Origin of the sequence: Nonomuraea sp. NPDC003709 (genome assembly GCF_040610775.1) — a bacterium.
GTDB classification, from domain to species: domain Bacteria; phylum Actinomycetota; class Actinomycetes; order Streptosporangiales; family Streptosporangiaceae; genus Nonomuraea; species Nonomuraea angiospora_A.
The window spans coordinates 262,702-275,888 of the sequence record NZ_JBEXMW010000009.1 but is presented as its reverse complement, the minus strand read 5'-3'; the positions used below and the strand labels follow the sequence as shown (position 1 = coordinate 275,888).

The 13,187-nt window shown below is 71.9% G+C and carries 13 protein-coding genes; 12 read left to right on the top strand and 1 reads right to left on the bottom strand.

The genetic code is table 11. The features are described from left to right. The first annotated feature begins 35 nt into the window (after positions 1 to 35). The 5 genes from ABZX61_RS27915 to ABZX61_RS27895 all read left to right on the top strand — a co-directional run bounded on the left by ABZX61_RS27915 (position 36) and on the right by ABZX61_RS27895 (position 4,421). Positions 36 to 1,115, top strand: coding sequence for an exo-alpha-sialidase (locus ABZX61_RS27915; protein ID WP_355198969.1), 1,080 nt, complete (start codon positions 36 to 38; stop codon positions 1,113 to 1,115). A 3-nt stretch (positions 1,116 to 1,118) separates the two neighbouring features. Further along, positions 1,119 to 1,418: a molybdopterin synthase sulfur carrier subunit gene (locus ABZX61_RS27910; protein ID WP_192783282.1), complete on the top strand. Its 300-nt coding sequence runs from the start codon at positions 1,119 to 1,121 to the stop codon at positions 1,416 to 1,418. Positions 1,419 to 2,031: 613 nt separating this feature from the next. Continuing rightward, on the top strand, positions 2,032 to 2,718 hold the full coding sequence (locus ABZX61_RS27905) for a gamma-glutamyl-gamma-aminobutyrate hydrolase family protein (RefSeq protein WP_350734670.1): 687 nt from the start codon (positions 2,032 to 2,034) through the stop codon (positions 2,716 to 2,718). Between the two features lie 9 nt (positions 2,719 to 2,727). After that, positions 2,728 to 3,645 carry an alpha/beta hydrolase fold domain-containing protein gene (locus tag ABZX61_RS27900; RefSeq protein WP_355198966.1) on the top strand — a complete coding sequence of 306 codons (918 nt, stop codon included), beginning with the start codon at positions 2,728 to 2,730 and terminating at the stop codon, positions 3,643 to 3,645. Then, on the top strand, positions 3,639 to 4,421 hold the full coding sequence (locus tag ABZX61_RS27895; protein ID WP_355198964.1) for an enoyl-CoA hydratase/isomerase family protein: 783 nt from the start codon (positions 3,639 to 3,641) through the stop codon (positions 4,419 to 4,421). The genes ABZX61_RS27900 and ABZX61_RS27895 overlap by 7 nt, the downstream gene beginning before the upstream one ends. 192 nt (positions 4,422 to 4,613) lie before the next feature. On the opposite strand, the gene ABZX61_RS27890 is transcribed toward ABZX61_RS27895, so the two are convergent. Next, entirely contained in the window at positions 4,614 to 5,204 is a 591-nt protein-coding gene (locus ABZX61_RS27890) for a methyltransferase domain-containing protein (RefSeq protein ID WP_355198962.1), read from the bottom strand. 128 nt (positions 5,205 to 5,332) lie between these two features. Between ABZX61_RS27890 and ABZX61_RS27885 the strand changes: the two genes are divergently transcribed. The 7 genes from ABZX61_RS27885 (at position 5,333) to ABZX61_RS27855 (ending at position 13,115) form a co-directional block, all read left to right on the top strand. Further along, positions 5,333 to 6,925: a histidine kinase gene (locus tag ABZX61_RS27885; protein ID WP_350734663.1), complete on the top strand. Its 1,593-nt coding sequence runs from the start codon at positions 5,333 to 5,335 to the stop codon at positions 6,923 to 6,925. Then, complete coding sequence (locus tag ABZX61_RS27880; protein ID WP_192783287.1) at positions 6,922 to 7,596, top strand: response regulator transcription factor; 675 nt, start codon at positions 6,922 to 6,924, stop codon at positions 7,594 to 7,596. Before ABZX61_RS27885 ends, ABZX61_RS27880 begins: the two co-directional genes overlap by 4 nt. Before the next feature lie 133 nt (positions 7,597 to 7,729). Next, on the top strand, positions 7,730 to 8,326 hold the full coding sequence (locus tag ABZX61_RS27875; RefSeq protein ID WP_355198959.1) for a phosphoribosylanthranilate isomerase: 597 nt from the start codon (positions 7,730 to 7,732) through the stop codon (positions 8,324 to 8,326). Further along, a complete protein-coding gene (locus ABZX61_RS27870) occupies positions 8,316 to 9,152 on the top strand; it encodes a GNAT family N-acetyltransferase (protein ID WP_355198957.1) in 837 nt (278 codons plus the stop codon). The genes ABZX61_RS27875 and ABZX61_RS27870 overlap by 11 nt, the downstream gene beginning before the upstream one ends. 89 nt (positions 9,153 to 9,241) lie before the next feature. Further along, positions 9,242 to 9,823, top strand: a complete 582-nt coding sequence (locus ABZX61_RS27865; RefSeq protein WP_319717518.1) for a CDP-alcohol phosphatidyltransferase family protein — start codon at positions 9,242 to 9,244, stop codon at positions 9,821 to 9,823. A gap of 4 nt (positions 9,824 to 9,827) precedes the next feature. Then, positions 9,828 to 12,332 carry a mannose-1-phosphate guanyltransferase gene (locus ABZX61_RS27860; RefSeq protein WP_350734658.1) on the top strand — a complete coding sequence of 835 codons (2,505 nt, stop codon included), beginning with the start codon at positions 9,828 to 9,830 and terminating at the stop codon, positions 12,330 to 12,332. A 270-nt stretch (positions 12,333 to 12,602) separates the two neighbouring features. After that, positions 12,603 to 13,115 (top strand): FHA domain-containing protein, encoded by a 513-nt coding sequence (locus ABZX61_RS27855; RefSeq protein ID WP_185074355.1) that lies wholly within the window; start codon positions 12,603 to 12,605, stop codon positions 13,113 to 13,115. The last annotated feature ends 72 nt before the right edge of the window (positions 13,116 to 13,187 follow it).

The window sequence follows — 13,187 nt, the reverse complement described above, 5'->3', positions numbered from 1 at the left end:
GGCACGATGGCCGCAGACCAACAAGGGAGCACGCCATGAGTGACACACTGCTCGCGATCGGCACCCGCAAGGGCCTCTTCCTCGCCCGTTCCACCGGCGGCGGTCCGTTCGACGTCGAGCCGATCCAGTTCTCGACGGTCGGGGTGCACTCGGTGGCGATCGACACGAGAGGCCCCTCACCCCGGCTCCTGGCCGGGATCGAATACGGTCATTTCGGTCCGTCCGTCATGTATTCGGATGACCTCGGGAAGACGTGGAAGGAGGCGGAGCAGCCGCCCATCGCCTTCCCGGAGAAGGCCGAGGCGACCCTGACCAGGGTGTGGCAGCTCGCGCCCTCGCCGTCCGAGCCGGGGGTGGTGTGGGCCGGGGTCGAGCCGGGCGCGCTGTTCCGCTCGGAGGATGGCGGCGTCACGTACCAGCTGGTCGAGGGCCTGTGGGAGCACCCGCACCGGCCGCAGTGGCAGCCGGGCGGCGGCGGCCTGTGCCTGCACACCATCGTCCCGCACCCGACCGACCCGCGGATCATGGGCGTCGCGATCTCCACCGGCGGCTTCTACCGCTCCTTCGACGGCGGGCTGTCGTGGGAGGCCGCCAACCGCAACATCCGGGCCGCGTTCCTGCCCGAGGGGGCGCAATATCCGGAGTTCGGGCAGTGCGTGCACAAGGTCGCCATGCACCCCTCCCGGCCCGAGCGGCTCTACCTCCAGCACCACTTCGGCGTCTACCGCAGCGACGACTTCGGCGGGGTCTGGCACGACATCGGCGCCGGCCTGCCGTCCGACTTCGGCTTCCCGATCGCGGTGCACCCATCACGGCCCGACACGGTCTTCGTGCTGCCCCTGACGGCCGACATCGACCGCACGCCGGTCGGCCACCGCTACCGCGTCTTCCGCAGCGACGACGCGGGCGCGACCTGGCAGCCGTTCGCCTCGGGCCTGCCCGAGGGCCCCGTGCACGCGGCCGTGCTGCGTGACGCGATGACGGCCTCGGAGGCGGGGGTGTTCTTCGGCACGCGCGACGGCGAGGTCCACGGCTCGCGCGACGGCGGCGAGACCTGGTCACCGGTCGTCCGCCACCTGCCCGACGTGCTCACCGTTCGGGCGGCGGTGCTCTAGCCGATGGTCACGATGGTCGTCTTCGTGCTCCCGGGCATGCTGCGGCGCTGGGTGAGCGGGCGCTCGGAGGTCAAGGTCTTCGCCGTCGCCGCCGACCGCGACTCACCGCCCACCCTGGGAGCGGCCCTCGACATGCTCCGGCGTACGCATCCGCTGCTGGAGGAGCGGCTACGCGACGAGTACGGGCGGATCCGCCGGCACATCAACATGATCGTGTGCGGCGAGAACGCCCACGGACTCGGCTATCTCGACTGCGCCCTCCCCCCGGGCGCCGAGATCTACGTAACCCCCACCCTCACCTAACTCACCCCAACCCCACGCCCGCCCAGGTCCGCCACCCCTGCACCTCAACACCCCATGCCTCACCCGCACCCGCCCTGGCCCGACCCCCACCCCGGGCCACCCAAGTGCGCCACACCGGCACCGCAACTTCCCACCCCCCAACCGCACCCTCCCCCCGGGCCCGCCCGGGCCCGACCTCACACCTCAGACCAACCCGCGCGCGCCGCCCCCGGCCCCTCAGCGCCCCGCCCGGACCCCACCCACGCGCGCCTCCGGCCCTGGGCGCCCCGCCTCCCCGAGCCCTGGGCTGCCTCCACCCCGGGCCCCGCCCACCGACCCGCACCCAGCGCCCCGCACCCGCCCTCGCGGGAGCGCCGCCAGGACCGCCGGTGTGGGGCGGCTGGAGGCGAGGTGGGTGCTTGAGTGCGGACGCCCGAAGGCGCACCATGCCGCGCCCCCTCCGCCCCGTTGCGTGGTGCGGGCGGAGGGGGCGGGGCGTCGGGGTGGGGACAGAAGTGGTAGATCTTTGGGAGACCTGACATATCGGAAAGACCTTGCGCCATGATGGGGCGTGCGGCCGTCATCTTGACAGGCTGATGGCGGCACGGACTCCACCTTGCCCCCTGGAGATCGCATGTCCCGACCGCTCATCGGTATCACCGCCTACTTCGAAGCCGCCCGCTGGAGCGACTACGTACGCGAGGCCGTACTGTCGCCCCCCTCCTACGCCAGGGCGGTCGGGCGGGCCGGGGGCGCTCCCGTGATGCTCCCGCCGATCGGCACCCCCGCCATCGAGGACTACATCAGCGGCCTGCAGGGCATCGTCCTGGCCGACGGTGTGGAGCTCGGCGCGGGCAACTACGGCGGCGAGCCCGACGAGCGGGTGGCCGAGCCGCAGCAGCACCGCGACCGGTTCGAGCTGGCCCTGGCCAGGGCCGCCGTCCGCGCCGACCTGCCGATCCTGGCCATCGCCAGGGGCATGCACGTGCTCAACGTCGCCCAGGGCGGCACGCTGATCCCCTGGCTGCCCGAGGTGCTCGACAACGACCGCCACGGCGAGCCGGGCGCGACCCACACGATCCAGGTCAGCGTCTCCAGCAAGCTCGGCAAGGCCGTGGGCGACCGGGTCGAGGTCAGCGCCCCCCACCACCAGTCCGTACGCCGCCTCGGCACCGGCCTGCTGGCCGTGGCCTGGGCCGAGGACCAGATCGTGGAGGGGATCGAGTTGCAGGGGCACAGGTTCGGTGTGGGTGTCCAATGGCATCCGGAGCGTGACGGAGATGCACGGATCTTCGATGCGTTCATCGAGGCGGCCCGATAGGCTGCGATCATGCCGCTGCATCCTCAGGCGCGGGATTATCTCGCCCGTTACGTGCCGGACGCGGGCACCGACTACGACGCGTTCGGCCCGGAAGAGATCCAGGAGACGCGCGCGCAGCCCGACCGGGTGGCGATCCACCGCGGCCCGCTCACCAAGCTCCCCTTCGTCCGTGACGAGCAGGCCGAGGGCGTGCCCATCAGGATCTACCGCGCCGACCCCGGCGACGGTGCGCTGCCCGTCGCGGTCTTCTTCCACGGCGGCGGCTGGGTCTACGGCGGCGTCAAGCGGAGCGACCGGCTCTGCCGCGACCTGGCGATCCGCACGGGCGCGGTGGTGGTGTCGGTGGACTACCGGCTCGCCCCCGAGCACCCGTTCCCGGCCGCCGCCGACGACGCGTGGACCGTCGTGCGCGACCTGTTCACCCGGCCGGCCTTCTACCAGGGCAACGGCGGCGTCGCGGTCGTCGGCGAGGGCGCGGGCGGCAACCTGGCCGCCGTCGCCGCCCGGCAGGCCCGCGACGCCGGGCTGGGCCTCACGCACCAGGCGCTCGTCTGCCCGGTGCTCGACCTGGCCATGGACACGCCCAGCCACGCCGAATACGCCAAGGGCTACGCGCTCGGGGCCGCCGAGCTGGCGTGGTACGCCCGGCAGTACGCCGGTGACGCCGACCCCGCCGGCCCGCGGCTGTCGCCACTGCGGCTGCCCGACGTCGCCGGCCTGGCGCCCGCGACCGTGGTGACGGCCGAGTACGACGTGCTGAGAGACGAGGGCGAGCACTACGCCCGGCGCCTGGCGGAGTCGGGCGTGCCGGCGGAGAGCCGCAGATGGGACGGCGCCGTGCACGGCTTCTTCGGCCTGCCGGGCCTGTTCGACCAGGCGGTCGAGGCCCGCGAGTACGTCGCGGAGCGGCTGCGAGGCTCATGGTGACGTACGGCAAGCTCAAGATCGACACTCCGGCCGACGGCGTCCTGCGGGTCACGATCAGCGAGCCGGGCCGGCTCAACGCCGTGGACGCGACCGCCCACCGCGAGCTGGGCGAGATCTGGCGCGACGCCGACCGGGACGACAGCGTCAGGGCCGTCGTCGTCAGGGGAGAGGGCGAGGCGTTCTCCGCGGGCGGCGACCTGTCCATGATCGAGGAGATGACCCGCGACCACGCGACCAGGCTGCGCGTGTTCGCCGAGGCCCGCTACATCGTCTACAACGTCCTCAACTGCTCCAAGCCGATCGTCTCGGCCATCCAGGGGCCGGCGGTCGGCGCGGGGCTCGCCGTGGCCCTGCTGGCCGACATCTCCGTCGCCGGCCGTACGGCGCGGATCATCGACGGGCATACCAGGCTCGGCGTCGCGGCCGGCGACCACGCGGCCATCGTGTGGCCGCTGCTGTGCGGCCTGGCCAAGGCGAAATACCACCTGCTGCTGTGCGAGCCCGTCACGGGCGAGCAGGCCGAGCGGATGGGGCTGGTCAGCCTGTGCGTGGACGACGACCAGGTGCACGACAAGGCCATGGAGATCGCGGTCAGGCTCGCCTCCGGCTCTCAGGAGGCGATCAGGCTGACCAAATACTCGCTCAACAACTGGCTGCGCCTGGCCGGGCCCTCGTTCGACGCCTCACTGGCCATGGAGTTCCTCGGTTTCACCGGCCCCGACGTGGTCGAGGGCGTGCGCGCGGTGCGGGAGAAGCGGCCGCCGTCGTTCGGCTGATCCGCGGGTGTGCTTCCCCCGCGTCCGGGTAGCGGGGGGTGGACGGGGACGGCCTGGTCGCCGCGCGGATGTCGAGGGCTTGTTCACCGAGGCCGAGAACGTTGCTCCGGGGACGAGGCAGAGACTCACCCCGGCCTGCGCGCACCACGGCCGCCTCCGCCGAAGCTTTGCCGGAGATTTACGGGCCTTCTCTTATGGCCGGGGCCGGCGCGCGTGGAAGACGAAGGCGGGCGGAGTGTTGCGCCACACCGTACGCCCCGGCACGACCTCCTCGAACCGCTCGGCCAGCAGCGCCCGGAACCGGCGCGCCGGGCTCAGCGGGATGGCGTGAATGTAGGAGAACGTCGTGAACGCCGCACCAGGGCTCATCACCGACGTCACCGCACTCAGCAGCGCATGCTGCAACTCCTGCGGGAACGCCGCCCACGGCAACCCGCTCACCACCACGTCCGCCTGCTGCAACCCGCGTTCGGTCAGCAACTCGCCCAGCCGCGCCGCATCGGCGTTCACCACGTCGACGGCCGGGAACCGGGCCGCCAGGAGCCGTGCCATGGGCTCGTTGACCTCCACGGCCAGGTGGTGGCCACGCCCGCCCAGCCGCTGCTGGATCTCCGCCGTGAACGGGCCCGTGCCCGGGCCGAGCTCGACCACCGTCGGTTCGCCGCGCTCGGGGATCGGGGCGCAGACAGCCGAGGCCAGCCACCGCGAACTGGGCGCGACCGCCCCGATCGTGGTCGGCGCCCGGAAGAACTGGCCGAGAAAAAGTGCGGAGTCATTGGGCATGCCCCGAACCTAAGGCAAGATCGCGGGTGGACGCTCCGCCCTCCGGGCGGACCTCCGGCCACTTGGAGGAGACGGGGTCCTCCGCAAGGAGGACCCCCGCCGACAAGCTCCACGGATACCGTGAGTCCATGCGTTGGCGTGGTTTGCCGCTGGATGTCCTGCTCGCGGTCTCAGGTGTGGGCCTGGACCTGTTGACGACGGCGCACGCGGGCGACACCAGATACCTGCCCGCCGAGATGAACATCCCGATGGCGCTGCTGGTGGGCCTGCCCATGGGGCTCGTCCGGCGCCGGCCGGTGCCCGTCGCGCTCTACCTGGCCGGACTGCTGGTGGTGACCGACCAGCTCGGGTCGTTCACGTCCAACACGGCGCAGATCCTGGTCTGCGTGGCGCTCGGAGTCGTGGGATACCGCTCCGGCTGGCGGGGCACCGTGCTCGCGGTGGCCGCCGCGATGGTCGCGACCGCGTTGAACATCGTCGATCCCGGCATCCCGGTCGTCATGAACACCTGGGTGTACTCGGTCTTCCTGGCAGTCTTCCCGGCCGTGCTCGGGGCCTACCTGCGCGGCTCGGCGGGGCCGCTGGAGGAGCGGGACGTCACGCCCGACGCGCTGCTGGCGGCGGGCGGGGTGGCGATCACCGTGCTCAGCACCTGGACCTCCTGGCACGCGGGCACCCAGCCCGTCTGGGTGGTCGGCCTGCTCGCCGTGGTCGGCGGCCTGTCGCTGGGCATCGCCCGGCGGCTGCCCGGGGTGGTGCTCCTGCTGCAGGGCGCGCTGCTCGTCTCCGCCGACACCTATCTGAACCAGGTCGTCAACACCTGCGTGATCCTCACGCTCATCGCGATCGGCGTGTTCGCGATGCGGGTGACCTCCTGGGCGTGGACGATCATCGCCTACGCCGCCGGCTGCATGCTGACCGCGATCGCCGTCGTCGGCCAGGAGACGCAGACCACGCCGTTCCGCGTCGGGATCCTCATGACGCTGGTGGCCACGCCGATCGCCATCGGCCGCTACCTCGGCATGCGGCAGGCCGCGGCGGCCGCCGAGCGGCTGCGCGCCGAGGAGGCGGCCCGCGCGGCCGTCGCCCAGGTGCGCGCCGACCAGCTCGCCGAACGCGAGCGCATCGCCCGCGACGTGCACGACATCGTGGCCCACCACGTGGGCGCCATGGTCCTGCGGGCCAGCGCCGCCCGCTACACCGCCCCCGACGGCCCCGTCGCCGACGCGCTCACCGACATCCGCGAGACGGGACACCAGGTGCTGCAGGACCTGCGCGACCTGCTCGACCTGCTGCGCGACCCCGAACGCCAGCCCGACCTGCTGGCCAACCCCGCCGACGTGGTCCGCGAGTCCGCCGAACGCATGGCCGCCGCCGGGCTCGTCGTCGACCTCGAACTCGACCCCGCCACCGACCGGGCGCCCCTCATCGCCCGGGCCTCCGCCGCCCGCATCGTCCAGGAAGGACTCACGAACGTGCTCAAACACGCCGGCCCCGGCACCGAGGTCCGGGTCAGCGTCACCCCCTCGGCGGAGGGCCTGTCCGTACGGATCCGCAACGGCCGCCCGCCCACCGTCGTCGAACGCCTGCCCTCGTCCGGGCGCGGCCTGGCCGGCATGCGCGAACGCGTCCGCACCCTCGGCGGCACCCTCTCCGCCGGGCCCGACGGCGAGGGCGGCTGGCTCCTGGCCGCCAGCCTCCCGGCCAGGAGTGTCGCATGATCCGCGTGCTGGTGGCCGACGACCAGGCGCTCGTACGGGCGGGCGTGCGGATGCTGCTGCAGGCCACGGGCGACATGGAGGTCGTGGGGGAGGCCGTGGACGGGGCCGAGGCGGTCCGCCTGGCCGAGCGCCACCTGCCGGACGTGATCCTCATGGACCTGCGCATGCCCAGGGTCGACGGGCTGGAGGCGATCAAACGCGTGCTCGCCGCCCGTCCGGGCGCCCGGATCGTGGTGCTGACGACGTTCGCGGAGGACGCCAACGTGTACGCGGCGCTGCGGGCCGGCGCGGTCGGATTCCTGGTCAAGGACGACGAACCGGAGCGCATGGTGGACGCCGTGCGCCGGGCGGCGGCGGGGGAGCAGCTCCTGGCGCCGTCGGTGCTGCGCCGGGTCGTGGAGCGGTTCCTGGACGCCGAGGAGCAGGCCGCCGCGCCCCCGCCCGCCGGGCTGACCGAACGCGAGCTGGAGGTGCTCGCCCTGGTCGGCACCGGGCTGTCCAACGCGGAGATCGCGGAGGAGCTGCACGTGGGCGTGACGACGGTCAAGACCCACATCGCGGCGGCCATGGAGAAGCTGGGGCTGCGCAACCGCATCCAGGCCGCCGTCGTGGCCCACCGCACCGGCCTCGTGGACGCCTCCTTCCGCCCGGTACGCCTGCCGCGCCCCTGACCCCGCCCCCGCCCCCGCCCCGCCCCTGACCCTGACCCGCTCGTCCGCCGGATGGGGGACGGCCGCTCATCCTCCGGGTGGACCGGCGTGGGCATGGTCACCGGTGGCCCCCGCCGCCGCTAGGGTCAGGGGTGTGGTGTATGTGAAGATCTGCGGGTTGAGCGAGCCCGAGCATGTGACCACCGCCGTCGAGGCGGGCGCGGACGCGATCGGGTTCGTCATGACCCGGAGCCCGCGCAGGATCGCGCCCGAGCGGGCCGCGGAGCTGGCCGCGCTGGTGCCCGCCCATGTGCTGACCGTGGGGGTGTTCCGCGGCGAGGACCCTGACACGGTGCGCGCGGCGGCGCTGGCGTCCGGCGTACGGGCCATCCAGCTGCACGGCAAGCACCCGCACGGCGACTTCACCGCGCTCAAGGACCTCGGCCTCCGGCTGATCAGGGCCGTCGACGCGGAGGCCGACCTGCGCTGCGGGGCCTACGACGAGGACCTGCTCCTCGTGGACGCGCCGCACGCCGGGTCCGGGCAGGCGTGGGACTGGGCGGCCGTCCGCGGCCGCGCGTCGGGGCAGTGGCTGCTGGCCGGCGGGCTCGCCCCGTCGAACGTGGCGGAGGCGATCGCGGCGGCCGCCCCGTGGGGCGTCGACGTGTCCAGCGGCGTGGAGACCTCGCCCGGGGTGAAGGACTCGGCGCTCATCCGGGCGTTCCTCGAAGCGGCGCGGCGTGCCGGCTGAGCCCGCCGCGGACCTGGACGCGGACCTGGACGCGGACCTGGACACCGGCGCCGCGGACCTGGCTCGCGCGGTGGGCTTCCAGCACGCCTTCGCGCGCCGCAGGGCGCCGCGGGAGGTGACCGTCCCGGGCGGGTTCGCGGTGATCGACGGGCGCTATCCCGGCTCCCACGACGACAACAAGCTCATCGTCGGCCCCGGGCCGGTCCCGGAGACGCCGGAGAAGGCCCGGGAGGCGGCGGAGCGGCTGCTGCGGGCGGCCGACGAGGTGCTCGCGGAGCGGGAGCACCGGCTGGTGTGCGTGGACGACGACCGGCTCGGTACGGCGCTCGCGCCCGCGTTCCTCGCCGCCGGCTACGAGCACGAGACGAACCTGATCATGGCCTTCCGCGGCGCGACCCCGCCCGGCTCCGGGGTGGCCGAGCGGATCTCCCTGGCCGAGCTGCTGCCGGTGCTGCGGCGCGACTGGCGCCACACGCTGCCGCAGGCGCCGGACGAGGTGATCGACAGGCTCGCCCTGCGGGTGGAGGGCCGGCTGCGCGGCGCCGACGCGGTGAGCTTCTGGGGGGTACGCGCCCCGGACGGGGAGATCGCCGCCAGGGCTGACCTGTACGAGCACGGCGGCGTGGCCCAGATCGAGAGCGTCTTCACCGGCGCGGATCATCGGGGCAAGGGGCACGCGCGCGCCCTCATGACCGCGCTGCTCGCCAAGGCGGCGGAGGCCGAGCTGATCTTCCTGGTGGCCGACGCGGCCGACTGGCCGAAGGACTTCTACGCCAAGTTCGGCTTCAAGGCGCTGGGCCGCACCCACGCCTTCTTGCGCACCTGACCTCACTTCGGGGGTGGGCGGGAAGGGCGGAAATGTGAGCGCCCCATGCGGGACCGCTGTGTCAGAGTTCCACGCAGTAGGGTCTGCTCGTGAGCGAAACTTCCGCCGAGGACCGTATCTGGACGGTTCCCAACCTGCTGAGCTTCCTGCGACTCCTCGGCGTCCCCGTCTTCCTCTGGCTGGTTCTCGGGCCCAAGGCGGACGGATGGGCCATCGCGATCCTCGCGGTGGCCGGTTTCACGGACTGGCTCGACGGAAAGATCGCGCGCGCCTTCAACCAGACCAGCAGGCTCGGGCGGATCATCGACCCCGCCGCCGACAAGCTCTACGTCTTCGCCACCATCATCGGCCTGCTGCTACGCGACGTGATCCCGTGGTGGCTGGTCGTGGTCATCCTGGGCCGCGAACTCTTCGTCGCCTGTTTCATCCCCGTACTTCGCAAACATGGCTACAAGGCACTTCAGGTGCATTACCTGGGCAAGGCTGCCATGTTCAACCTCATGTACGCCTTCCCTCTCCTCTTCCTTGCCTCCCATACGGGGTGGTATGCCGATATAGCACGAATTGTCGGGTGGGCATTCGCGCTTTGGGGAACGGGCCTGTACTGGTGGGCAGGCGTGTTGTATGTGGTACAGGTGCTGCAACTCGTAACCTCGGCCAAAAAGGAGTGATCGGGTGAAGGCGGTCGTCATGGCAGGCGGAGAGGGAACTCGGCTGCGTCCCATGACCGCCAACCAGCCCAAGCCCCTGCTGCCCGTGGTCAACCGCCCGATCATGGAGCACGTGCTGCGCCTGCTGAAGCGCCACGGCATCACCGAGACGGTGGTCACGCTCCAGTTCCTGGCGGCGCTCGTCCGCAACTACTTCGGCGACGGCGACGAGCTCGGCATGAGCCTCCAGTACGCCACCGAGGACGTGCCCCTCGGGACGGCGGGCAGCGTCAAGAACGCCGAGGACCGGCTCCGCGACGACCGTTTCCTGGTGATCTCCGGCGACGCCCTGACAGATATCGATTTAACCGACATGATCCGGTTTCATCGTGAAAATTCGGCACTTGTGACAATCGGCCTCAAGCGCGTCCCGAACCCCCTCGAATTCGGGATCATCATCGTGGACGACGGGGGACGCGTTCAGCGCTTTCTCGAGAAGCCCACCTGGGGCCAGGTCTTCTCCGACACCGTCAACACCGGCATCTACATCATGGAGCCCGAGGTCCTCGCCACCGTCGCCGCGGGCGAGCCCGTCGACTGGTCCTCCGACGTCTTCCCCGCCCTCCTCGACAGCGGCGCCGCCATCTACGGCTACGTGGCCGACGGCTACTGGGAGGACGTCGGCACCCACGACAGCTACCTCAAGGCCCAGGCCGACGCCCTGTCCGGCCGGGTCAACCTGGAGATCGGCGGTTTCGAGCTCTCGCCGGGCGTCTGGGTCGCCGACTCGGCCTCGGTCGACCCCGACGCCGTGCTCAAGGGCCCGCTGCTCATCGGCGACTACGCCAAGGTCGAGGCGGGCGCCGAGCTGCGCGAGTACACCGTGCTCGGCAACAACGCCGTCGTCCGCGAGGGCGCCTTCCTGCACCGCGCGGTCGTCCACGACAACGTCTACCTCGGCCCCGGCGCCCACCTGCGCGGCTGCGTCATCGGCAAGAGCACCGACATCATGGCCGGCGCCCGCATCGAGGAGAACGCCGTCATCGGCGACGAGTGCGTCATCGAGCCCGAGGCGTACGTCTCCAGCGGCGTCAAGGTCTATCCGTTCAAGACCATCGAGGCCGGCGCGGTCGTCAACACCAGCGTCATCTGGGAGTCGCGCGGCCAGCGCAACCTGTTCGGCCCGAGGGGCGTCAGCGGCCTGGTCAACGTCGAGATCACCGCCGAGCTGTGCGTCCGGCTGGCCAGCGCGTACGCCACCACCCTCAAGAAGGGCGAGTACGTCGTCACCTCCCGCGACTGCTCCCTGGCCGCCAGGGCGCTCAAGCGGGCCGTCATCGGCGCGCTCACCGCGGGCGCGATCAACGTCCTTGACCTGGAGGCCGCCCCGCTGCCGGTCACGCGCTTCCACACGGCCCGCGAGTCGGCCGCGGGCGGCATCACCCTGCGCACCACCCCGGGCGACCCGCAGAGCGTGGACATCGTGATCATGGACGGCCGCGGCGCCGACCTGCCCCCGGCCGCGCAGCGCAAGCTGGAGCGGGTCTTCTCCCGGCAGGAGTTCCGGCGCGCGTTCCCGGGGGAGATCGCCGAGCTCACGTATCCGGCCAGGGCCGTCGAGGACTACACCCACGAGCTCCTGCGGCACGTGGACGTGGGCGACGTCAGGGACATGAAGGTCGTCGTGGACTGCGCGGGGGGCACCTCCTCGCTGGTGCTGCCCACGCTGCTCGGCCGCGTCGGGGTCGAGGTGCTCACCGTCAACGCCCGCCTCGACGACGTCTCGCCCACCGAGACGCTCGCCGAGCGCCGCCGCGACCTGCAGCGCCTGTCGGAGCTGGTCAGCTCGTCACGGGCGGCGTTCGGGGTCCGCTTCGACCCGGTGGGCGAGCGCATCGCCCTCGTGGACGAGATGGGCCAGCTCATCAACGACGAACGCTCCCTGCTCGTCGTCCTCGACCTCGTCGCCGCCGAGCGCAGGGGCGGCCAGGTGGCCCTGCCGGTCACCACGACCAGGGTCGCCGAGCAGGTCTGCCGCTTCCACGGCGTACAGGTGCAGTGGACCTCCACCGCGCTCGACGCCCTCACCTCGGCCGCCGCCGGCCCCGACATGATCTTCGCGGCGGACGGGCGCGGCGGCTTCGTGGTGCCGGAGTTCAGCCCGGCCATCGACGGGCTGGCCTCGTTCATGCGCCTGCTCGGGCTGGTGGCCCGCACCCGCCTGTCGCTCAGCCAGATCGACGCCAGGATCCCCGAGGTCAAGATGCTCAAGCGCACGATCCCCACGCCGTGGGCGGCCAAGGGGGCCGTCATGCGCTCGGTCATCGAGGCGGCGGAGGCCGAGCACGAGGGCCGGCGCATCGACACCACCGACGGCGTGCGGGTGGCCCACGACGACGGGAGCTGGGTGCTCGTGCTGCCCGCGGCCACCGAGCCCGTGACCGATCTGTGGGCCGAGGCGGGCGACATGGACGGCGCCCAGGCCCTGCTCGAACGGTGGGCCCGCATCGTGGAGCAGGCCGCCATGTGAACAATCGTCGCGGAGGGTGAAGAAAAAGCCATTAGGGTTGACGTGCCCAGACAGTGCCGCAAGATCGTAATGTAGAAACGCGCGGCGGCATGGACCACGGGGCGGAAGCGGCGGTAACTTTGTCTGCGTCCAAACCACAGTCCAGTGCCCCGCCTTGACCTTTGCCGCTGATCAGCGTATCTTGCGGCATTCGCAAACTTGAAAAAGCGAAGCGAGGCGCGTCTTTGAGCACCGTCGCCGCGTCTTCGCGGTAGGAGGCCGAGCCGATCGATGCCGAGCGTCTACTGCACGCAGTGCGGGCACGCCAACCCCGAGGATGCCCGTTTCTGTTCCCGCTGTGGGTCACCGCTGACCAGACCCGAGGTCTCCGGGGACACCACGTCGACGATCTCCATCGCGGGAATCGAGGCATACGAGGCTGAGGCAGGCGACATGCTCCTGGCGGAGCGGGCTCTGGTCGAGCAGCTGCCGCCCGGCACGGCGCTGCTCACGGTGACCAGGGGCCCCAACCAGGGGAGCCGTTTCCGGCTGGACAAGAACCTCACCACGACCGGGCGCCACCCGGAGAGCGACATCTTCCTCGACGACATCACGGTCTCCCGCCGCCACGTCGAGTTCTACCGCCACCCCGGCGGTCAGTTCTCCGTGCGCGACGTGGGCAGCCTCAACGGCACCTACGTCAACAGGGAACGCATCGAGGAGGTTCCCCTGCACTCCGGAGACGAGGTGCAGATCGGCAAGTTCCGCCTCGTCTTCCTGATGCGGACCCACGCCGGCGCATGATCGAGCCGAGCGAGCGACTCGTGGACGCGCCGTCCCGGGAGGTCACATGACCTCCCAGGCGGCACGCTCTCA

Excerpts from the sequence above, each read along its gene's own strand:
- ABZX61_RS27885 (WP_350734663.1), top strand. The coding sequence starts at position 5,333 with ATGCGTTGGCGTGGTTTGCCGCTGGATGTCCTGCTCGCGGTCTCAGGT.
- ABZX61_RS27855 (WP_185074355.1), top strand. The coding sequence starts at position 12,603 with ATGCCGAGCGTCTACTGCACGCAGTGCGGGCACGCCAACCCCGAGGAT.
- ABZX61_RS27900 (WP_355198966.1), top strand. The coding sequence starts at position 2,728 with ATGCCGCTGCATCCTCAGGCGCGGGATTATCTCGCCCGTTACGTGCCG.
- ABZX61_RS27905 (WP_350734670.1), top strand. The coding sequence starts at position 2,032 with ATGTCCCGACCGCTCATCGGTATCACCGCCTACTTCGAAGCCGCCCGC.
- ABZX61_RS27890 (WP_355198962.1), bottom strand. The coding sequence starts at position 5,204 with ATGCCCAATGACTCCGCACTTTTTCTCGGCCAGTTCTTCCGGGCGCCG.
- ABZX61_RS27895 (WP_355198964.1), top strand. The coding sequence starts at position 3,639 with ATGGTGACGTACGGCAAGCTCAAGATCGACACTCCGGCCGACGGCGTC.
- ABZX61_RS27915 (WP_355198969.1), top strand. The coding sequence starts at position 36 with ATGAGTGACACACTGCTCGCGATCGGCACCCGCAAGGGCCTCTTCCTC.
- ABZX61_RS27910 (WP_192783282.1), top strand. The coding sequence starts at position 1,119 with ATGGTCACGATGGTCGTCTTCGTGCTCCCGGGCATGCTGCGGCGCTGG.
- ABZX61_RS27880 (WP_192783287.1), top strand. The coding sequence starts at position 6,922 with ATGATCCGCGTGCTGGTGGCCGACGACCAGGCGCTCGTACGGGCGGGC.